The organism is Patulibacter sp. NPDC049589, assembly GCF_040675535.1.
Taxonomy (GTDB): domain Bacteria; phylum Actinomycetota; class Thermoleophilia; order Solirubrobacterales; family Solirubrobacteraceae; genus Patulibacter.
This window is the reverse complement of sequence record NZ_JBFAPC010000106.1, coordinates 1-19,860: the sequence shown is the minus strand read 5'-3', so window position 1 is coordinate 19,860 and position 19,860 is coordinate 1. Positions and strand designations below refer to the sequence as shown.

Below are 19,860 nucleotides of genomic sequence, written 5' to 3'. Positions count from 1 at the left end.
ACGGGGACGTCCGGCTCCGGGTCCTCGGGCGGGGCCGGGACGGCCGGGGCGCCCGCGCGCCGGGCTGCGCCCGCGGCCCCGGGATCGTCGGGGTCCTCCGGGGGCGGCTCTGCGGCGTCGGAGTTCGGCTTCGAGTGACCGCCCGCCGGGGCGACCCGGGCGACCCGGGCGATCCCGGCGCCGCACCGCGGCGCCCCGGCGGTCGGGTCCCGTCGACGTCACCGCCGAGGGCGAGCCCGTGGGCTCCGGCCGCCCGTCGGCACGGGGCGTCCGTGCCGTCGATATCCGCTCCGGACGACGTTCTCCCTGCAACTGCAGACCCCGCCCGTCCGGGTCCGGGCCGCCGCGGATCCCGGCCCCGGAACGGGTCCCCAGCGCCTCGCCCGGCGCCCCCGCACTCCGTCCGGGACGGCCCGTAGCGTCCCCGTCGTCCTTCCTGTGAACGGAACCCCGTGGAACTGGTCTTCATCAATCCCCAGGACGCGATCCGCGTCATCGCCGAGTCGATCGGCCGCGAAGCCCGCCGCCAGCTCGTCGGCGAGGTCATCCGTGCCTGGGTCGACGAGATCCCGGAGCCCGAGCTCGTCGGCCAGTACTCCAGGACCCTCGCCGCGCTGGACGACAACGACCTCTCGATGCTCGCCGCCTGGCACGCGTCGATGGAGGTCGGCCAGCCGCTCGCCAACCGCGAGTTCCTCGTGCGCGTCTTCCCGACGCTGGGCGAGAACCGCCGCGAGGCGATGAAGATCGCGGCGGGCTTCCGGGGCGACGACGCGTTCGACGCCGGCGTCGCCGAGGAGCAGGCGCTCCAGGCGGTCCTGCCGCACCTGTCGCGCGAGAGCGCCGAGCTGATCGTGCAGGAGGCGCTCGAGCTCTACTGCTGGGACCGCCTCGGTTCCGAGAACTAGCCCTCGACGCGTCGCAGGATGTCGTAGCGGCCGACGCCGGTGCGGCCCTGCAGGCGCCAGCGGAAGAACGCCATGTCCAGGCGCAGCTGGCCGAGCTCCAGCGTGGTGCCGGCGATCGGCTCGCCCGTCGCCGTCCAGACGGGTCCCTCGTCGGACTCCCAGAGCTCGACCGTCGCGAACGTGTGCCGCCCGTCGGCCCCGACGGTCGTCGAGATGCGGGGCTCCGGGGCCTCCACGGCCTCGGGCGTGCCGTCGCCGACCGCCGGCTCCGGGACGGTGTCCTCGTCCTCGTCCTCGAACGTCTCGATCGGCGGACGCGAGATCGACGACCACGAGACCTCGTCGGCGTGCGAGCGCGCGCCCGCGGGGCGCATCGCGCTGACGTTGAACGCGAGGTCGTCGCCGAACCAGCCGGTGATCGTCCGCGACAGCTCGAGGGTCTCCCAGTCGGGCGCGCCCCATTGGTGGCCGCGCTGCCCGACGCCGTCGACGACGATCGTCCGCAGCGGCTCGCCGGGGACCTGCAGCTCGATGCGCCCGCGGACCCGGCACGGCTGCTCGTAGCCCTCCATGCCGCCGCGGCGCGACGCCGGGTGCTTCGGGTCCAGGACGAACGCGGCACCCGTGGCCTCGAGCTCGAGCTCGACCAGGACGCCCTCGAGCGTGGCCGTGACGGTCCAGCGACGGTGCGGCTCGACCACGCGGTGCACGATGCCGGCGGCCGACACGTCGTCGTAGGACGCCGGCTCCGGACCGACGGCGACGCCGCCCGCGGCGTGGGCGACGGCGGGCACGCCGCCGACGAAGACCATCGTCAGGCCGGACGCGACGCCGCCGGCGACGCCGAGCCGGATCGTGCCCTGCACCCCGGCCGCCTCGTCCGCGAACGCGCAGGTGACCGCGTCGCTGAACCCGGGGGCCTCCGAGGCGCGCGGTCGTTCCAGAGCGGGGTCCAGGGCCATCGCGCGATCATGCCACGGGCGCCACGGGGACCGCCGCCGGGCCCCGGCGGCTGGCGGTCAGCGCCGGTCGGAGCGCGGGTCGTCCGACGGTGCCGGCAGCACGACGCCCCGCACCGGGCCCTCGGGCTCGGCGCCGGGGGCCTCCGACGCGTGGCCCTCGACGTCCGCCGGCGCGCCCGGGCGCCGTCCCGCCGTCCAGGCCGCCCCGCGCGCGCTCATCACGACCGGCAGCATCCGGCGCGCGACCGCCGCGGCGAGCAGCGGCCGCAGCACCGCGCGGACGGGCGGGGTCAGCAGCACCAGGCCGACCGCGCCGCTGACGAGGCCGGGGAGCAGCAGGAACACGCCGGCGACGACGACGAGGCCGGCGTCCAGGACGCTCCGGCCCACCCGCTCGCCGCTGCGCGACGCGTCGGCCACCCGGCGCCACGCGCGCACGGTCCCGCGGCCGAGGACGCGGCCGCCGAGGAACGAGCTCGCCAGCAGGAGCAGCACCACGGGCAGGGCGCCGATCGCGTCCGCGACGGTGATGGCGACCCAGATCTCCAGCGCGGCGCCGCCGAGGAGGAGCACGAGCAGGAGGAGCGGCATGTCCCTACGGTACGCGCCCGGCGGGTCCGGGGCCGACGGAGGGCCCGGTCCGGGTCTGTCACACTCGATGGATGGCCACCGTGGAAGACGTCGAAGCGGCGCTCGCGAACGTGATCGACCCCGAGCTGGGTCTGGACTTCGTCGAGCTCGGGCTCATCTACGGGATCGAGATCGAGAACGAGCACGTGCAGGTCACGTACTCGCTGACGACCCCGGGCTGCCCGATCGGTCCGCAGGTCGAGTCGCAGATCGAGGAGTTCGTCTCCGAGCTCGAGGGCGTCGCGTCCGTGGGCTCCGAGGTCACCTTCATCCCGCCGTGGACGCCCGAGAAGATGAGCGAGGACGCCAAGTTCGCGCTCGGCTTCGGCCTTGACCGTCGCGGAGGCGACCGCCCGCACGGCGGAGCGGGGGACCCCGGCGGCGGCCAGGGCGTCGTCGACGAGCGCGGCCAGCTCGGCGGGCGGGCAGCCGCGGCTGGCGCCGACGCCGAGAACGACGCCGGGAGCGGCCGCGGGCGCCTTGGGGGGATCACCGGACACGACCCCATCGTGACCCATCGCCGCCGCGCCCGGTCTGCCAACGTATCGGGGGTGAGTGCGACGGACGACGAGACCACCAGCGGCACCGTCGAGGCCCAGCGGCTCTTCACCCTCCCGCCCGGCGCCACCGAGATCCTGCTCGTCCGTCACGGCTCGACGGTCGGCATCGACGCCGGCGGCACCTTCCCGGTCAACGCGGACGGCGACGGCGACCCGCCGCTGTCGGGGGACGGCGAGGAGCAGGCCCGCCTCGTCGGCGAGCGCCTGGCCCACGAGCCGCTCTCGCGCCTCTTCGTCACGACGCTGCAGCGCACGCACCAGACCGCGGCGCGGCTCGTCGAGCTGACCGGCCTGCAGCCCGAGGTCGTCGCCGACCTGCGCGAGATCCACCTCGGCGACTGGGACGCCGGCGAGTACCGCGTCCGGATCGCCCGCCGCGACCCGATCATCATGCGCTCGTTCTCCGAGCAGCGCTGGGACATCATCCCGGGCGCCGAGCGGGACGAGCTGTTCGGGGAGCGCGTCCGCCGCGGGTTCGACCACGTCGCCGCGCAGGCCGGCCCCGACACCACCGTGGCCGCGGTCGTCCACGGCGGCGTGATCGCCGAGATGTGCCGCCAGGCGACGGGCAGCGAGGCGTTCGCGTTCCTCGGCGCGGACAACACGTCGGTCAACCGCTTCGTCGTCTTCCCCGACGGCCGGCTGCGGCTGCGCGGCTACAACGACACCGGGCACCTCGACGGCCTGCGCTCGCGCAACTGGGTCGCGGGCAGCGCGTCGGAGCCGATCACCTGAGGGTCAGCCTCGCCGGCCGACGAGCACGGCGGTCGGGTTCTGGGGCACCAGCCGGTGGGCGCCCACGAACGGGCGGATCCGCGAGGACTGGACGAGCGTGCCCTCGGTGGTCAGCCCCGCGGCGGCCAGGCGCTCCAGCGTCGGGCCGATCCGCTCGAGGGTCGCGAGGGTGACGACCACCGCCCGCCGGGACCGGGCCGCGGCGACGTCGACGATCGCGTCGAGGTCGGCGCCGCCGCCGCCGACGAACGCCACGTCGGGGTCCGGCAGGGCGTCCAGTGCCGCGGGCGCGATCGCATGGGTCGCGGCGAGCTCGACGCCGTGGGCGGCGGCGTTCTCCCGCGTCAGCGCGACGGCGCCCTCGTCGTGGTCCAGGGCGATCACGCCGGCGCCGAGCAGCGCGCACTCGACCGCGACCGAGCCGCTGCCGCAGCCGACGTCCCAGACGAGGTCGCCCGGCCCCGGGCCCAGCGCCGCCAGCGCGGCGGCGCGAACCTCGCGCTTGGTGATCATCCCCGCCCGGTGGGCGAACGCGTCCTCGGGCAGCGCCCACGACGTCGCCGCCCGCGCCGGCTGGATCGCGGTGCGCGCCGCGGCGACGGGCCGGCCGGGCCGCCAGGCGAGCAGGACGTTGGGGTCCGCGAAGGTCCCCGCGGCGATCTCCGCAGGAGACCCGATCGTCACGCGCTGGTCCGGTGCGTCGAGGCGCTCGCAGACCGCGAACGTCCGCCCGGGCGCCCCGGGGATCCGCCCGTAGGCGCACGCCAGGAACGACGGGTCGCAGTCCGGCGCGGTGAGGACGGCGACCTTCGGGCCCGCGATCAGCGCGCCGAGGACCGCGGTGATCCCCTCCGTCCCGCGCGCGTGGGCGGACACGACGCGGGCGTCGTCCCACGGCAGCGCGACGCGCGAGAACGCCCGCGCCACCGAGGACGGGGCGGGGTGCACGACGATCCGGTCCGCCTCGACCCGCCCGGCGAGCGTGCGCACGATCCCGAACCAGCCGGGGTCGCCGGACGCGAGCACGGCGACCGGGCCGTCGTGCTCGGCGATCCGCCGCAGCGCCGGCTCCAGCGGGGCGGTCAGGGCGACGGTCTCGGGGGTCGCGTCGGCGCCGAGGCGCTCGCGCAGCGCCGCCAGGGGGCCGACCCCGCCGGCCACGAGCGTGGCCGCGGTCAGCGCCGCGGCGCCCTCGGGGGTCGCGGGCCGGTCGCCCGCCAGGCCGACGACGTGGATGGCGGGGCGGGCGCTTCGCATCGGCCCCATCATGACGCGGCCGTCCCGCGCGCCGGGGTGCCGGCGGGCGGTCGCGCGCCGGCGGACGGGCGGTCGCGCGCACGTAGACGGAGGGTCGCGCGGGCCCGGGCGGGGGATCTCCCGCCGGCCGTCGGTCGGTCCGCCGCCGGCGGTCCGCCCGCGGCGGACGGCCGGTCGCTCCGGGACGCGGACGGACGGACGTGACGGGGCCCATACCCGCCACGCCGGGGCCGCACACCCGACGCGGCGGACGGGCCGGGCGGCCGCCGATCGCCGGTGGCGACGGCCGATCGGCGATCGTGAGAAAACGCGGACGCGCCTGGACGGACGTTGTAGCGTGCCGGGGGTGTCCCGTACTCCCGTCCCCCCATCACGGTCCTTCGCCGGCCGGCTCGTCGGCGCCGTGGTCGCCGCGTCCGCCGTCGTCGTGCTCGCCGCCCCGTCCGCCGCGTCCGCGGCCGACGATGCCGTCCTGGCCGCCCGCCCCGCCCCGGGCGTCGCGCCACGGATCGTCGGCGGCACCCAGATCCCGATCACCCGCGCGCCGTACCAGGCGTCCATCGAGACCGAGGGCGAGGGCGAGGAGGACACCGGCGTCTGCGGCGGCACGATCCTCGACGCGACGCACGTGCTGACGGCCGCGCACTGCACCTTCGACGCCGAGGACCCGGGCCTCGCGGTCGACGACCCCGACGCCTACGCCGTGTACGCCGGCGTCACGGACTTCAACGCCGGGCTCGACGAGGACTACGACCCGACCACGGACCCCATGCAGATCAAGGCCGTCGGCGGCGTGGCCCGCCATCCGGGCTACCTGGGGCCGAGCAGCAGCACCGACCTGACGCGCCTGATCGACGACGTCGCGGTCCTGACGCTCTCCGAGCCGCTGGACCTCTCCACCCCGAACGCGCAGGCGGCCGAGCTGCCGGCGGCGGGCCCGAACCCGGCGACGGGCTCGGTGGCGTTCTTCAGCGGCTACGGCTTCCAGGACCCGGCCGCGGAGGAGCCCGACGGCAAGCTCTACGGCGTCGACACCACGCTCGCGGAGTCGGTCGACCCGCAGGCCCTGGGCGGCGCGGGCCCGCTCAACGCGCTCTTCCTCACGACGGTCTCGGGCGCCGCCTGCCGCGACGACTCCGGCGGCGGCCTGGTCGTCGGCGGGCGCGTCGTCGGCGTCATGTCCTCGCTGGTCTCGTGCGGCGGCAGCCGGCCGGGGCTCTTCTCCGCGCTCACCGCCGGCGAGAACCTGAGCTTCGTCCGCGGCGTCCTCGACGGTGCCGTCCCCGCGATCCCGCGCGCCCCGCGCGGCGGCACCGACGTGACGCTGACGACGCCGCGGGAACCGCACGCCGGCGACGCCCTGACGTGTGCGGCGGGCACCTGGGACCAGGGCCCGACGTACGCGTTCACCTTCACCGACGCGCGCGACGGCACGGTCCTGCAGAGCGGATCGTCCGCCCGCTACGCCCTGACCGGCGCCGACGTCGGCCGCACCGTCAGCTGTCGGGCGACCGCCACGACGCCGGGCGGCGTGGGCCGCACGCCGGCGACCTCCGCGACGCCGGCGGTCCTGCCCGCCCCGGACGGCGGCACGCCGACCACCCCGACGACGCCGGAGGAGCCGACCACGATCGGGACGCCGACGGTCCCCGTCCCGCCGGCCACGACGCCCGCGCCCTCGGGCACCGCACCGACCCCGGCGAAGCTCGCCGCCGTCGCCGGCTCGGGCGCGTCGCGCGTCCGCCAGGGCTCGGCCTTCACGCTGACGGCGACCGTCCGCAACGCCGGCGGCGTGGCGGCGAAGGGCCTGCGGATCTGCGTCCGCATCGGCAGCCGCTTCTCGGTCGCCTCCCGCGGCGGCGCGACCCTGTCGGCCGGCCGCCTCTGCTGGACGGTCGCGTCGCTGGGCGGCGTCGCCACGACCCGCCAGAAGGCCGCGACCACCGTCACCCGGACCTTCCGCCTGCGGGCGGACCGCGATGCCGTCCCGGGCCGCACGACGGCCGCGACGGTCACCGTCACGGCCCCGTCGCTGCGCGCCTCGACCGCGCGCCGCCTGGTGACGATCCAGCGCCGCGCCCGCGCGGCGGCGGGCGGCGGGGTCACGGGGTAGGGCGGCCGGGGCCCCGCGGGTCGGTGCCGTGGGGCGGCACGGATCCGCTCCGGTCCCGGGCCGGACGCGGGTGACGCGGAAACGTGCCGGCAGACGGCACCGCTCCGCCCCGGACGGCGGCGGTCCGCCCCGGCCCCGCGCCTCAGCGGTCGGTGATCCGCAGCGGGGTGCCCGCCAGGGTCCGGGCGTGCATCCACGAGACCAGGGCGTTGGGGACCCGGACGCAGCCGTGCGAGGCGGCGGCGCCCAGCGGGGCGTCGAGGATCGACGCGGGGCCGCGGCCGTGGACGGCGACGCGGCCCGGTCCGCCGCCGTAGTCGGTGAGGACGTCCGAGAACGACGTCAGGTGCAGCGCCCACGGGCCGAGGAAGTCCCGGGCGCTGGGCTGCTGGGCGATCTCGTAGATCGCGAAGTCGCCCGTCGGCGTGGGCGTCGACGGGGCGCCGATCACCACGGAGCTGCTGCGGACCAGGCGGCCGGCGCGAAGGATCTCGATCCGGCGCGGCTGCAGCCGCACGCTGACGAACCACGTGGTGTGCTCGAGGACGACCGCGTCGTACGGGACCCAGCCCAGGCTGGCGTTCGGCCGGATCGGCAGCTGGACGCCCAGCCACGCCCGGCCGTCGGCGTCGAACCGCGCCCGGCGGACCGAGAGCCGCGTCGCGTTGCCGGTGTGCAGCGTCGTCGACCCCGCGGTCCAGACCCGCCGCCGCCCGCCCGGCGCGTCCAGCACCGGCGTCGACTCGACGACCTTCGCCGTGTAGCCGCCGCGGTCGCGGCGCGGGATGACGTTCGGGACCGGCACGCCGGGGGCGAGCCGCGGCCCCTCCTCGAGCCGCTGCGCGAGGTCCCAGCGGAACGGCGCGGCCGGTGGTGGGGTGGTCGCGGACGCCGCGGCGGAGCGCGGGGCCGCCCGGGAGGGTGCCGCCGGCGCGGAGCGGGGGGCCGGGGCGGCGGACGCCGCCGACGTCGCGCGCCGGCCCGACGCCACCGACGTGGCCGCGGGTGCTGCGGCCCCGACGACGGCCGCGAGGGCGAGCGCGCCGAGCCGGCGCGTCGGGACGGCGGTCCGCACCGGGGGAACGCTATCCGCCGGCCACGACCGGCGCCGCACCCGCGTCCCGGGACGCCCTATACGGTGCGACGGTGAGCGTCGACGCCCGTCCCCTCGCCCGTGCTCGCCGGCTGACGCTGCTCGCCGTCGTGGCCGGTGCGGCGGCCGTCGTCCCCTCCGCCGCGGCCGACGCCCCGCTCCTCCGGACCGCGAGCACGATCGGCACCGCGCCCGCTGCCCCGCGGATCGTCGGCGGATCCCCCGTGGCGATCACGGCCGTGCCGTACCAGGTGCGGATCCGGGTCCGCGGGGACGGGCAGCCGTGGGGGACGCCCGGGCCGTTCTCGTTCGCCACCTGCGGCGGGGCCGTGATCGCGCCCGACACGATCCTCACCGCCGCGCACTGCACCTTCGCGGGGGTGAACCGGATCCCGCCGGCGTCGTTCGTCGTCGACAGCGGGTTCTCGCGCCTGGACCCCACGCCCGGCGCCGGCGGCGCCGTGATCCCGCAGGCGGGCGACACGGCGCAGACGCGCTCGGTCGCCGACGTGCGGCGGCACCCGCGGTACCGCTCCCGCGAGGGCGACCAGGCGACGCTCGCGCAGCTGACCGACGACGTCGCGGTCCTGCGGCTCGCCGCGCCGCTGCGCTACGACGCCGCGACCCAGCCCGTCGCGCTGCCCGCGCCGGGGCAGAGCCCGCTCGGGACCGCGCGCGTCTCGGGCTACGGCGTGCGGTCCGGCGGCGGGACCCAGGACGGCGGCCTGTACGCGCTGGACGTCCCGCTCCTGGACGCCGCGATCCCGGAGGCGAAGGGCGGCGCCGGCGAGCTCAACGCCCTCTACGCCGTCACCCGCAGCCGTGCCGGGTCGACGTGCCAGGGCGACAGCGGCGGCCCCGTCGTCCAGGCCGGCACCATCGTCGGGATCGTCTCCAGCGGCGCGGCCTGCGGGGCCGGCCAGTCGGGCTTCCACACGAACGTCGCGGCGCCCGAGGTCCTGCGCTTCGTCCAGGGCGAGGCGAACCCGCCGCTCGCCCCGGTCGGCGGCGAGGGCGTCGCGTTGCGCGCGCCGACGAGCACGCCGCGGACGGGCGACACCCTCACGTGCTCCCCGGGATCGTGGACCAACGCGCCGACGTTCACGTTCGCGTTCACCGACACGCGCGACGGGACGACCCTGCAGTCGGGTCCGGCGACGTACCTCCTGAAGCCCGCCGACGCGGGCCGGACGGTCGCCTGCACCGGCTACGCGACGACCGCCGGCGGGGTCGGCCGCACGCCCCAGACCCCGGCGACCCCGGCGGTGATCGGCGGCGCGGCCCCGGCCGCCGCCCGCACGCGGCTGCGACTGGCGCTGCGGGCGCCCGCGGTCGTCCGGCGCGGCGGCTCGATCCGCGTCGAGGCGCAGGTCCGCAACGTCGGTGGGTCGCGCGCCAGGGGCGTGCGGACGTGCGTGACGCCCGGCGCGCGCTTCGTGGTCGCCGCGTCCTCGGGCGGCGTGCGCGCCGGCGGACGGCGGTGCTGGCGGACCTCGTCGGTGCGGCGCGCGACCACGAAGACGTTCCGGCTGCGCGTCCGCGCCGGGGCCCGCTCCGGGCCGGCGCCCCTGGTGACCGGGACGGCCACGGCGACCAACGGGCGGACGGCCCGCGACGTCGCGCGGGTGACGATCAGGCGCTAGTCCGGCCGGTCAGATCGCGCGGCCCGTCTCGTCCTTCAGGCGGCCACCGCGCTCGTCGGTGCGGGCCGGCGGGACGATCACCGTCGAGAGGTAGGGGCCGCGGCGCTCGGCGTCGGTGCCGGCCGCCCGGACCTCCTGGCCGTCGACGCCGAGGTGCTCGCCGTAGATCGCCTGCTCCAGGCGGCCCTCCTCGGCGAGGATCTCGCGCACGCGCGGCATGTGGCGGCCGCCCTTGTACGCGACGACGGTGTCGGAGCCGCGCAGGGCGGCGCGCAGGACGTCCTCGCCGGCGGTCAGGGGGAGCAGCGTCAGCGACTCGTTGCCCTCGGTGAGGATCGCGCCGGAGCGGGCGGCGAGGTCCTGCATCGCGGTGATGCCGGGGATCGTCTCCACGACGATGTCGGCGACCAGGCCGCGCACGGTGTGGGCCATGTAGGTGAACGTCGAGTAGACGTTCGGGTCGCCAAGCGTGCAGAACGCCGCGGTGCCGCCGCCCCGGACGATCGCGGCGATCGCGGCGCCGGCCCGGTCCCAGTTCTCGGCCCGCAGCGACGCGTCGCGCATCGAGAACCCGAGCCGCTCGATCTTCGCCGGGTCCACGTGCGGGGCGACGACGTGCTCCGCCCGCCCGGTCTCGCCCGCGGCCTCGGTCACGGGGACGAACACGCGGTCGGCGCGCTCCAGCGCCTTCAGCGCCTTCAGGGTCAGGTGCTCGGGATCGCCCGGTCCGACGCCGATGCCGATGAGGAGGCCGCTCATCCGGCCATCCTGACGGGCGGGGCCCGGCGGGGGTCGTGCGGCCGGCCGGGGCGGGGCGCGGGCGCCGGAGGGCGGGGGCGATCGTCGCCGACAGGCCGGACGCGGGCCCCGGTCGCCGCGGGCGGGGCGATCGTGGCCGCCGCCCCGACGCCCTCAGGACTCCTCGCGCGTCAGCCACTTCTGGACGGTCGCCGGCGTCCAGGCCTCGAGCGCCGCCAGCAGCGTCCGGGCGTCGGCGTCGCGCACGATGCCGACCCGGTGCTCGGGGCGCACGAAGCCGGCGTCAACGGCGTGGTCGAGGAAGGCGGCGAACGGTCCCCAGTACCCGGCGCTGTCGAGCAGGCCGACGGGCTTGCGGTGGATCCCCAGCTGCGTCCAGGTCGCGGCCTCGACGAGCTCCTCGATCGTGCCGAGGCCGCCGGGCAGCGCGACGAACGCGTCGGCGCGCTCGGCCATCAGGGTCTTGCGCTCGTGCATCGAGCCGACGACGACGAGCTCGGTCAGCCCGCGGTGGGCGACCTCGAGGCGCTCCAGGCCGTGGGGGATGACGCCGACGACGCTGCCGCCGGCGGAGAGGGCGGCGTCGGCGACGACGCCCATCAGGCCGGTCTTGCCGCCGCCGTAGACGAGCTGCGTCCCGTGCCCCGCGAGGAGCTCGCCCAGCGCCTGCGCGGCGGCGGCGTGACCGGGGTCGATCCCGGGGTTGGATCCGGCGTAGACGCAGACGGAGCGGAAGGGCATCGCGCGATCGTGCCAGACGCCGGCGGCGGAGCGGGGCGGCGGCCCGCGGCGGCCGGAGGTTCGAGTCGGCGGGAACCCGGTCCCCGGACGAGGTGCGGAGCATCGCGGCCCCCGGATCGGGGAAGGTGCGCGTCGTGCCCGCGGCCCCCTGCTCCTCGCACCCAGTCGACCGGACAGGACGCCCGTGCGGCGCCTGAGCGGCCCGGTCCTCGCGCGGCGCCGGCTCGTCGCCGCGGTGTGGGTCGTCCTGGCGCTCGCCGGCGCGTGGGCGGCGAGCGGCATCGGCGACGCCCTCTCGCGCTCCTTCGACGCGCCCGGGCGCCCGGCGTTCCGGGCCAACCGGCAGATCGTCGCGACGTACGGCAACGGCGGCACGATCGCCCCGATCGTGCTCGTCGCGGCGACGGAGCGCGGCCGCTCGGTGGCCGACGTCGACGTCCGGCAGGAGCTGCAGGACGCGGTCGCGCGGGTCGCTCGCGCGATCCCGGGGTCGCGGTCGGTGGCGAGCACCGGCGCGACGGGGGAGGGCCTCGACGCCCGCGACGGCCGCACGTCGGTCGCCTACGTCTTCCCGCCCGTCGGCCGCCCGGCGCCCGACGAGAACCCGCGCGCCCTCGCGGCCGCGCGGCGCGTCGCCGCGCGGACCGACGTCGGCGGCCGGCCGCTGCGGGTGACCGGGACCGAGGCGCTGGCCGACGACTCCGGCGGCGGGGGTGGGGCCGGGCTGCTGGTCGAGACGCTCGTCGGCGGGCTCGGCGCGCTCCTCGTCCTCGCCTGGGTCTTCGGGTCCGTGCTGGCCGTCGTGCCGCTCGTCGTCGCGGCGGTCTCGATCCTCACGACCTTCCTGCTGCTGCGGGTCCTCGCGGAGCTGACGGAGGTCACGTTCGTCGTGCAGTTCCTCGTCGGCCTGATCGGGCTCGGGGTCGCGATCGACTCCTCGCTGCTCGTGGTCTTCCGCTGGCGCGAGGAGCGCGCGGCCGGCCGGGACGGCGACGAGGCGGTGCGCGCTGCGATGGACTCCGCCGGCCGCGCCGTCGCGGTCTCGGGCGTGACCGTCGGGATCGGGCTGCTCGCGCTCGTCGTCGTCCCGGTGCCGTTCATCCGCTCGATCGGCTTCGGCGGGCTGCTGATCCCGATCGTCTCGGTGCTCGCCGCGCTGACGCTGCTGCCCGTCCTCCTCGCGGCGTCCGGCGAGCGGCTCGACCGGCGGTGGATCGCCCGGCACGCCGCGGGCGCCGCCGCCGCCGACCCGACCGCGTCCCCCGGCTGGATCCGCTGGGCGACGCTCGTCGTGCGCCGTCGCTGGCCCGCGGCGATCGCCGGCCTGGCGGTCCTCGTGGTCCTCGCGGTGGTGGCGACCGGCCTGCGGCCCGGGCAGCCGTCGGTCGACGCGCTCTCCGCCGGCGGCGACGCCCGCACCGCGCTGCGGCAGCTGGAGTCCTCGGGCCTCGGCTCCGGCGCGCTGACGCCCGTCGAGGTCGTCTCGAGCACCGACGCCGCGTCCGCCGCGGCGCAGCGCCTGCGCGGGATCGCCGGGGTCCGCGGCGTGGTCGCGCCGGTCTCTCCGGAGTGGCAGCGCGACGGCCGCACGATCAGCGTCGTCCTGCCGCGCGGCGACTCCGCGTCGGACGCCGGCCGGGCGACGCTCGACCGGATCCGCGACGCGGCGACGGGGACGGACCGCATCGACGCCGGCGTCGGCGGCCCCGCGGCGCAGGACCGCGACCTGACCGAGGCGATCTACGCGTCGTTCCCGCTGATGGTGCTCCTGATCGCCGTCATCACCTTCGCGCTGCTGGCCCGCGCGCTGCGCTCGATCCTGCTGCCGCTGAAGGCGATCCTGCTGAACGTCCTGTCGGTCGGCGCGTCCTTCGGGATCGTCGTCCTCGTCTGGCAGCACGGCTGGGGCTCGGAGCTCATCGGCGGCGTCCCCGCGACCGGCTCGATCACCACCTGGGTGCCGCTGGCGATCTTCGCGTTCCTCTACGGCCTGTCGATGGCCTACGAGGTCTTCATCCTCAGCCGCGTGCGCGAGGAGTACGACCGCACGGGGTCCACCGACGACGCGGTGATCCGCGGCCTCGGCCGCACCGGCCGGCTCGTCACCAGCGCGGCGCTGATCCTCTTCCTCGCCTTCGTCGCCCTGGGTGCGGCGCCGAACTCCGAGATCCGCATGCTCGCGACGGGCCTGGCGGCGGGGATCCTGCTGGACGCGACCGTCGTCCGGGCGCTGGTCGCCCCGGCGCTCGTGACGCTGTTCGGGCGCGGGAACTGGTGGCTGCCGGGCGTCCTGGCGCGGCGCTGGGGCGGGTAGGCGGGCCCGGGGGGCGGGCCCGGGGCGAGGAGGACGCGACGTCCCGGGGGTGGGCGCCGGTCGCCAGCCTTCGTCGTCCGCGGCGGTCCTGCGCGGGTGCCCACCCGGCAGCCCGCGCCTCCGGGCCACCGCCACCGCCTCGTCGCGCGAGGACACCCCGAGCCGGCGGTAGGTCATCCGGACGGTGTTGCGCGAGGTGTAGCGCTGGTCGCCGATCTCCGCGAGCGAGAGGCCGGTCGACAGGAGCGGCAGGACGCAAGCCTCCGCGGGCGACAGCCCCGACCCCACCTGCGGGCGGGCGATCGCGTCCTCGACGTCGGCCAGACGGGCCGCGAGATTGCCGACGTCGACGCAGTCGTCGACGATCGCCCGGGCGTCGAGCGCCAGCTCCCGGGGCCGCGGAGCGGCCGTGCTCCCGGGCCTCGGCGGAACGGCCGTCCTCGGTCGCCGCGAGGGCCAGCAACGCGCCGTGCCACACCCGCATCGTGAGGTCGACGCCGTCCGGGGGCGGCGCCGCGAGGACCGACGCCCGCCGGGCAGCCGGTCGAGGATCGACGGCACCGCGGCGTAGCGCCGGTTGAGGACGAGGTCGGGCCAGACCCCGCTCAGAGGCCCGGCGGGTGCCGGACGGCGAAGCCCGCCGTGCTGCGCGAGTTCGCCTGCCAGCGGCTGCCGTAGACGCCGGAGCGACCGCTCGTGTCGTAGCGGACGCCGGCGACCGTCATGAAGACGTGGCCCTCGTTGGCGTAGATCGTGACCCAGCGGCCGGGGCCCGGGTCGCCCCACTTGGCGAGGTCGCCGGAGACGAGCGGCGCGTTCAGCAGGCCGGCGCCCGCCAGCGCGTAGCTGACGGAGCCGGAGCAGTCGTAGGCGGTGTCGACGAACGAGCCGTGGCCGCCGCCGTAGACGTACGGGAAGCGGGCGATCGCGTTGGCCGAGCCGATGATCGCGGCGATCGCGGCGGGGGCGCCGGCCGGGGCCTTCGCGTTCGCCTTGCCGGTCAGCTCGAGCGGCGCGCTCGGGCCGGCCCTCAGGGCGTCCTTCGCCGCCTGCTTCTGGACCTTCTTCATCTCGCCCAGCTCGGCGCGGATCTCCGCGTCGCTCGGGGCGCCGGGGGAGATCCCGGAGTCGGCCTCGGACGGCTGGGCCTTCGCGGCCTTCTCGGCGCTGCGCTCGCCGACGGTGGCGGGCTTCGGCGCGGCGGGGCCGGTGTTCTCGCCGTCGGGCAGCGGCGAGGCGTCGCCGGCCTCGGCGTCGTCGGGGCGGGCGACGGCGACGAGCTTCGCCTTGTCGGCGTGGTCCGCGGCCCCGGCCTTCGCGCTCGGTGCGTCGTCCTTCCCCCCGCCGCACCCCGCGGCGCCGAGGGCCAGGAGGGCCGTCGTGCCCACGGCGAGCGCGGTGCGGGCGAGCACGGCGCCCCGGCTGCGTCCTCGAGTCATCGATCCGATCCTACGGGACCGTCGGCGATCTGGTCGCGCGTCACACAACGGCGGCCGGGACGACGCGCTCCGACGGACGGTCCCGGGTCGCCAGGCCGCCCAGGAGCCCGAGCAGCGCGATCACGAGGACGGGCAGCATCGCGTGCTGGGTCGCCACCGCGCCGTTGCCGCCGTCGCCGAGGAACCGGCCGATCACGAGCGACCCGACGACCGCCGCCGAGAAGCCGCCGCAGTTGACGAGCGCCGCCGCGCTGCCGGTCGCCGACGACGGGGCCGTGCGCCGCGAGATCTCGAACGCGAGCATCGACCCGCCCGCGCCGATCCCCGTGACGACCAGGGCGGCCAGCAGGACCCCGCGCGGCACGACGGCGCCCGGCCACAGCAGCAGCACCGCCCAGGCGGTGGCGGAGCCGGCCGGCAGCGCGAGCGCCGCGATCCGCTGGCGGCGGCCGTCCGAGCCGACGAGCAGCGCGACCAGCGGCCCGCTGACGGCGAACGCGATCGACCCGGCGAGCAGGAACCCTGCGGCGGTGGCGCGGTCCATCCCCTGCGCGTCCGTCATGTACGGGACGCCCCAGACCGCGGCGACGATCAGGAACGGCGCCAGCGCGCCCATGTGGAGGAAGAACCCCTGCCGGGTCGCCGGGCGGCGCCACGCGGCGGCGAGGGTGCGCCGGATCGGCTCGTGGGCCGGGCCGCCGGGGGCCGCGGCGTCGCCCTCGCTGGCGTGACCGGGCGGCGGCCGGTCCGGGCGGTCGCGGACGACGAGCAGCGGCAGCAGGACCAGGACGCCCGTCAGGCCGCCGAGCAGCAGGAACGTGCCGGTCCAGTGCAGGTGCCGCAGGCCGAGCTCGAGCGGCACCGTCGAGACGAGCTGGCCGAGCGCGCCCGCGAACCCCGTGAGCGCCGCGAGGATCGGCTGCAGGCGCGACGGGAACCAGGCGTGCGCGAGGCGCAGGACGTTCAGGAACGTCAGGGCGTCGCCGACGCCGACGAGCCCGCGGCCGACGAGGCCCACCGGCATCGAGTGCGCGACCGCGAAGAGCAGCTCGCCGGCCGCCATCACCGCGAGGCCGATCGCGAGCGTGCGGCGCGGGCCGAAGCGGTCCGCGAGCAGGCCCGCCGGGATCTGCATCACGAGGTAGAGGACGAGCTGCAGCGACGTGAAGACGCCGAGCGCGCCGACCGCGACCCCGAAGCGCTCGGCGGCGTCGCTGCCGGCCACGCCGAGCGACATCCGGTGGAGCATCGCGACGAGGTAGGCCGCCGCGCCGACCGCCCAGACGACCCACGCGCGGCGCAGCGACGGGGCCGCGCGGCGGGCCGTCGCGGCCGGCCGTGGGCCGTCGGCGGCGCCGGTCGCGGTGCCGGTGCGGACCGGCGGCCTGGTGGCGGGGGCGTGTTGCATCTATGATGTATCTAAGCATGAGCCCGGCACCCCGCACCGCGCCCCCGGCGTCCCGCCGCGTCTACGACCACGTCAAGGGCCGGCTGGTCGACGGGTCGATCGAGGACGGCGACCTGCTCAGCGAGGGGGCGGTCGCGGACGCGGTCGGCGTCAGCCGCACCCCGGTGCGCGAGGCCTTCCTGCAGCTCGAGGCCGAGGGGCTGCTCGCGCTCTACCCCAAGCGCGGCGCGCTGGTGGTGCCCGTCTCGACCCGCGAGGCCTGCGAGCTGTTCGCGGCGCGGCTGCTCGTCGAGGCGGACGCGCTGCGCACCGTCCTGTCGGGGCCGGTCGACCCCGCGCTGGTCGCGGAGCTGCGGGCGATCCTGGCGGACCAGCGCCGGCTCGCGGGGGCGGGCGACCTCGTCGCGTCCGCCGAGGCCGACCGCCGGCTGCACCGCGCCTGGGTCGCGGCCTCCGGCAACCGGGTCCTGCTGCGCTTCTACGACGGCCTGCGCGACCGGCAGGACCGGATGACGGTGGCGATGATGCGCCGCGGCGGGCCCCGGCCGGACGAGCTGCTGGCCGAGCACGAGGGCATCGTCGACGCGGTGGCGGCCGGCGACGCGGAGCGGGCCGCCGCACTGATCGCGGCGCACCTGGACGCCGCGCGGGCGGCGTCGATCGAGGGCTGAGCCCGGGGGCGCTACGCCGCGGGGGCGAGGTGCTCGTCGAGCACGCGGCGCTGGGTCGGGCGCGCCTCGGCGTAGCGGGTGCGGCCGTCGTCGGTGATCGCCGCGAAGACGCCGCGCCGGTCCGACGCGCACATGTTGCGGCAGACCAGGCCGTCCTTCTCCAGCCGGCCGACCACGCGGGTCGTCGCGCTCTGACTCAGGTGCACCGCGTCGGCGAGCTCCTGGATGCGGCGTTCGCGGCACGCGTCCTCGACGAGGCGCTCCAGCACCTCGAACTCGCTGACCGAGAGGCCGTGGCCGTTCTGGAGCTCGCGCTCCAGCGCGCAGGTGATCGCGGCGTGGGCGGAGAGGATCGTCCGCCAGCGCTCGACCGTGGGTTCAGGGGTCATCGCAAGGGTCAGCCTAGCACCCGGAGGACCTGTGCATGCACGCACAGAAGATGTTCACGCAGATGATGCAGGAGCAGAAGATGCGTGTGCATATACTTCGCCGCATGGCATCTCCTCCCACCCAGTCGGGCACCGCCGGCCACGCCGCCGGCCCCGCCCGCTCCTTCTTCACGCCGCCGTCGGTCACCCCCGTCGGCGGCGCCGCGTCCGCCTGGTTCGCCGCCCAGCGCGTGCGCCGCACCAGCGAGGCGGCCGACCGCGCCGCCGTCCGGGCCGAGCGCCGGGCCGCGGCTCGGGCCGCGGGCGCCGGCTCGGGCTCGGCCTCCGCGGGGGCCGGCTCCGCCGTCGTCGCCGCGTCGTCCGGGCGGGCGGTGGCGTCGTGACGTCCGGCGGGAACGCCGGCGCCGCCGCGCCGGCGGGCGCCGGCGGGGCGCCAACCGCCGCGCCGGACGGTCCCTCGCGGACCGTCGACGGCGAGCACTGGGACGCCCGCGTCTGGGGCGCCCTGATCGTCCTCTGCGGCGCCCTCTTCCTCGACGGCCTGGACGTCTCGATGGTCGGCGTCGCGCTGCCGTCGATCGGCACGGACCTCCACCTGTCCGCCGGCACGCTGCAGTGGGTCGTCTCCGGCTACGTGCTGGGCTACGGCGGGCTGCTGCTCCTCGGCGGCCGCGCCGCGGACCTCCTCGGGCGGCGGCGGGTGTTCCTGGTCGCGCTGGCGGTCTTCGCGGTCGCCTCGCTGCTCGGCGCGCTCGTCGACGACGGCACCCTGCTGATCGCCACCCGCTTCATCAAGGGCGTCGCCGCGGCGTTCACCGCGCCGGCCGGCCTGTCGATCATCACGACGACGTTCCGCGAGGGCCACGCCCGCAACCGCGCGCTCTCGATCTACGCGGCCTGCGGCGCGAGCGGCTTCTCGCTCGGCCTCGTCTTCGGCGGCGTCCTGACCGAGCTCGGCTGGCGCTGGACCTTCCTGCTGCCCGCCCCGATCGCGATCCTGCTGCTGGTCGCCGCGTCGCGCTTCATCCAGAAGGACGCGCCCGACGACGCGGGGCACCGCCACTACGACCTCGCCGGCGCGGCGACGATCACCGGCTCGATGCTGCTGCTCGTCTACGCCGTCGTCGAGGCGCCGGGCCGCGGCTGGCTGGACCCCGTGACGCTCGCGGCGTTCGCCGTCAGCGCCGGGCTGCTCGGGTCGTTCCTCGCGATCGAGCGGCGCACGGAGCACCCGCTGGTCCGCCTCGGCGTCTTCCGCTCGCGGCACATCGTCCACGCCAACGTCGCCGCGCTCCTGATGTTCGGGTCCTACGTCGGATTCCAGTTCATCGGCACCCTGTACCTGCAGGACTCGCTGGGCTGGTCGCCGCTGGAGACCGCGATGGCGTTCCTCCCCGCCGGGCTGCTCGTCGCGTTCGGCGCGCCGCGCACCGGGGCGATCGTCGACCGCGTGGGCACCGCGCCGGTGATCCTCGTCGGCCTGATCTCGTTCGCCGCGGCCTACGCGCTGTTCCTCCGCGCCGACGCGACCCCGACGTACGTCACCGGGATCCTGCCGACGATGTTGCTGCTCGGCGTCGGCTTCGCGCTCTGCTTCCCGGCCCTCAACATGCAGGCCACGGCCGGCATCGAGGACCACGAGCAGGGCCTGGCGTCCGGCCTCGTCAACACGAGCTTCCAGGTCGGCGGCGCGATCGTGCTGGCCCTGGTGACCGCGGTGGTCGCCGGCCAGACGAGCGGCGGCGACCAGGCCGCTGGCGTGCTCGACGCCCTGCAGCCCGCGACGACGCTGGTCATGGGCGTCGCGCTGGTGGGCGTCCTCGCGACGGTCGCGGTGCTGGCCCCGAACGCGCTGGAGGCGCGCCGGGCCCGGGTGGCCCGGGCGACGGTGCGGGGTGGGGCGGCGGACTGAGTGCCGCGGGCGCCCCGGGCCGACGCGGCGGGCCGGACGGGCGATGATCCCGGCGTGCCAGCCCGCATCCGTCCCGGCACGGACGTGCCCGGCTCCGGGCCGTGGGGCTGCCGTCCGTGACCTGCCCCTACTCCCGCGGCCCGGCGACGGCCGTGGAGGTCGCGGTCCGCTGAGAAGCGGGTCGCGGAGGGGCTTCCACCGGCCCTGCGCCGTTGCCGGCCCGGCCGCCCGTCGGCCCGGCGCTCTCCAACCTCAAGGTGACGCTGACGCCCATCGGCGCGTCGCGGCTGAACCGGGCGCTGAAGATCCAGCGCTTCAAGAGCGGC

17 protein-coding genes and 2 pseudogenes are annotated in these 19,860 nt (G+C 77.2%); 9 read left to right on the top strand and 10 right to left on the bottom strand.

Annotated elements, in window-relative coordinates; all coding sequences use genetic code 11:
- Window positions 1–452 precede the first annotated feature (452 nt).
- Window positions 453–908: a hypothetical protein gene (locus AB0L40_RS18375; RefSeq protein ID WP_364357701.1), complete on the top strand. Its 456-nt coding sequence runs from the start codon at window positions 453–455 to the stop codon at window positions 906–908.
- Here the strand turns inward: AB0L40_RS18375 and AB0L40_RS18370 are convergent.
- Both AB0L40_RS18370 and AB0L40_RS18365 read right to left on the bottom strand, forming a co-directional pair.
- Window positions 905–1,870, bottom strand: coding sequence for a hypothetical protein (locus tag AB0L40_RS18370; RefSeq protein ID WP_364357698.1), 966 nt, complete (start codon window positions 1,868–1,870; stop codon window positions 905–907). The genes AB0L40_RS18375 and AB0L40_RS18370 overlap by 4 nt on opposite strands.
- A 57-nt stretch (window positions 1,871–1,927) precedes the next feature.
- Window positions 1,928–2,461, bottom strand: a complete 534-nt coding sequence (locus AB0L40_RS18365; RefSeq protein ID WP_364357695.1) for an FxsA family protein — start codon at window positions 2,459–2,461, stop codon at window positions 1,928–1,930.
- 71 nt (window positions 2,462–2,532) lie between these two features.
- Here AB0L40_RS18365 and AB0L40_RS18360 point away from each other — a divergent pair.
- A pseudogene (locus AB0L40_RS18360) lies at window positions 2,533–2,739 on the top strand (iron-sulfur cluster assembly protein); the annotation flags it as partial.
- Between the two features lie 135 nt (window positions 2,740–2,874).
- On the opposite strand, the pseudogene AB0L40_RS18355 reads toward AB0L40_RS18360, so the two are convergent.
- Window positions 2,875–3,018: pseudogene (locus AB0L40_RS18355) on the bottom strand (hypothetical protein); the annotation flags it as partial.
- On the opposite strand from AB0L40_RS18355, the gene AB0L40_RS18350 reads away from it, so the two are divergent.
- Window positions 3,010–3,795 carry a histidine phosphatase family protein gene (locus tag AB0L40_RS18350; RefSeq protein ID WP_364357704.1) on the top strand — a complete coding sequence of 262 codons (786 nt, stop codon included), beginning with the start codon at window positions 3,010–3,012 and terminating at the stop codon, window positions 3,793–3,795. The pseudogene AB0L40_RS18355 and the gene AB0L40_RS18350 sit on opposite strands and share 9 nt — an antisense overlap.
- Window positions 3,796–3,798: 3 nt before the next feature.
- On the opposite strand, the gene cbiE is transcribed toward AB0L40_RS18350, so the two are convergent.
- Window positions 3,799–5,052 (bottom strand): precorrin-6y C5,15-methyltransferase (decarboxylating) subunit CbiE, encoded by a 1,254-nt coding sequence (cbiE, locus tag AB0L40_RS18345; RefSeq protein ID WP_364357692.1) that lies wholly within the window; start codon window positions 5,050–5,052, stop codon window positions 3,799–3,801.
- A gap of 346 nt (window positions 5,053–5,398) precedes the next feature.
- On the opposite strand from cbiE, the gene AB0L40_RS18340 reads away from it, so the two are divergent.
- The gene (locus AB0L40_RS18340; RefSeq protein WP_364357689.1) at window positions 5,399–7,165 is read left to right on the top strand and encodes a trypsin-like serine protease; all 1,767 of its coding nucleotides are present in this window, start codon (window positions 5,399–5,401) and stop codon (window positions 7,163–7,165) included.
- Between the two features lie 142 nt (window positions 7,166–7,307).
- Here AB0L40_RS18340 and AB0L40_RS18335 read toward each other — a convergent pair whose 3' ends face one another.
- Window positions 7,308–8,240, bottom strand: coding sequence for a L,D-transpeptidase (locus AB0L40_RS18335; protein WP_364357687.1), 933 nt, complete (start codon window positions 8,238–8,240; stop codon window positions 7,308–7,310).
- A gap of 71 nt (window positions 8,241–8,311) precedes the next feature.
- Here AB0L40_RS18335 and AB0L40_RS18330 point away from each other — a divergent pair, with 71 nt between their 5' ends.
- A complete protein-coding gene (locus AB0L40_RS18330) occupies window positions 8,312–9,901 on the top strand; it encodes a serine protease (protein ID WP_364357684.1) in 1,590 nt (529 codons plus the stop codon).
- A gap of 9 nt (window positions 9,902–9,910) precedes the next feature.
- Here the strand turns inward: AB0L40_RS18330 and cobI are convergent, their stop codons facing one another.
- On the bottom strand, window positions 9,911–10,660 hold the full coding sequence (gene cobI / locus AB0L40_RS18325) for a precorrin-2 C(20)-methyltransferase (RefSeq protein ID WP_364357681.1): 750 nt from the start codon (window positions 10,658–10,660) through the stop codon (window positions 9,911–9,913).
- Window positions 10,661–10,813: 153 nt separating this feature from the next.
- Window positions 10,814–11,401, bottom strand: coding sequence for a TIGR00730 family Rossman fold protein (locus tag AB0L40_RS18320; RefSeq protein WP_364357678.1), 588 nt, complete (start codon window positions 11,399–11,401; stop codon window positions 10,814–10,816).
- A gap of 184 nt (window positions 11,402–11,585) precedes the next feature.
- Between AB0L40_RS18320 and AB0L40_RS18315 the strand changes: the two genes are divergently transcribed.
- Window positions 11,586–13,715 (top strand): MMPL family transporter, encoded by a 2,130-nt coding sequence (locus AB0L40_RS18315; protein ID WP_364357675.1) that lies wholly within the window; start codon window positions 11,586–11,588, stop codon window positions 13,713–13,715.
- A gap of 605 nt (window positions 13,716–14,320) precedes the next feature.
- Here AB0L40_RS18315 and AB0L40_RS18310 read toward each other — a convergent pair.
- On the bottom strand, window positions 14,321–15,154 hold the full coding sequence (locus AB0L40_RS18310; RefSeq protein ID WP_364357672.1) for a hypothetical protein: 834 nt from the start codon (window positions 15,152–15,154) through the stop codon (window positions 14,321–14,323).
- Between the two features lie 40 nt (window positions 15,155–15,194).
- A complete protein-coding gene (locus tag AB0L40_RS18305) occupies window positions 15,195–16,562 on the bottom strand; it encodes an MFS transporter (protein WP_364357669.1) in 1,368 nt (455 codons plus the stop codon).
- Between the two features lie 17 nt (window positions 16,563–16,579).
- On the opposite strand from AB0L40_RS18305, the gene AB0L40_RS18300 reads away from it, so the two are divergent.
- Entirely contained in the window at window positions 16,580–17,233 is a 654-nt protein-coding gene (locus AB0L40_RS18300) for a GntR family transcriptional regulator (protein ID WP_364357666.1), read from the top strand.
- Between the two features lie 11 nt (window positions 17,234–17,244).
- Here AB0L40_RS18300 and AB0L40_RS18295 read toward each other — a convergent pair whose 3' ends face one another.
- Complete coding sequence (locus AB0L40_RS18295) at window positions 17,245–17,622, bottom strand: MarR family transcriptional regulator (protein WP_364357663.1); 378 nt, start codon at window positions 17,620–17,622, stop codon at window positions 17,245–17,247.
- Between the two features lie 35 nt (window positions 17,623–17,657).
- On the opposite strand from AB0L40_RS18295, the gene AB0L40_RS18290 reads away from it, so the two are divergent.
- Together AB0L40_RS18290 and AB0L40_RS18285 are read left to right on the top strand one after the other, a co-directional pair.
- The gene (locus AB0L40_RS18290; RefSeq protein ID WP_364357660.1) at window positions 17,658–18,005 is read left to right on the top strand and encodes a hypothetical protein; all 348 of its coding nucleotides are present in this window, start codon (window positions 17,658–17,660) and stop codon (window positions 18,003–18,005) included.
- The gene (locus AB0L40_RS18285; protein ID WP_364357657.1) at window positions 18,002–19,534 is read left to right on the top strand and encodes an MFS transporter; all 1,533 of its coding nucleotides are present in this window, start codon (window positions 18,002–18,004) and stop codon (window positions 19,532–19,534) included. The genes AB0L40_RS18290 and AB0L40_RS18285 overlap by 4 nt, the downstream gene beginning before the upstream one ends.
- Window positions 19,535–19,860: the final 326 nt, after the last annotated feature.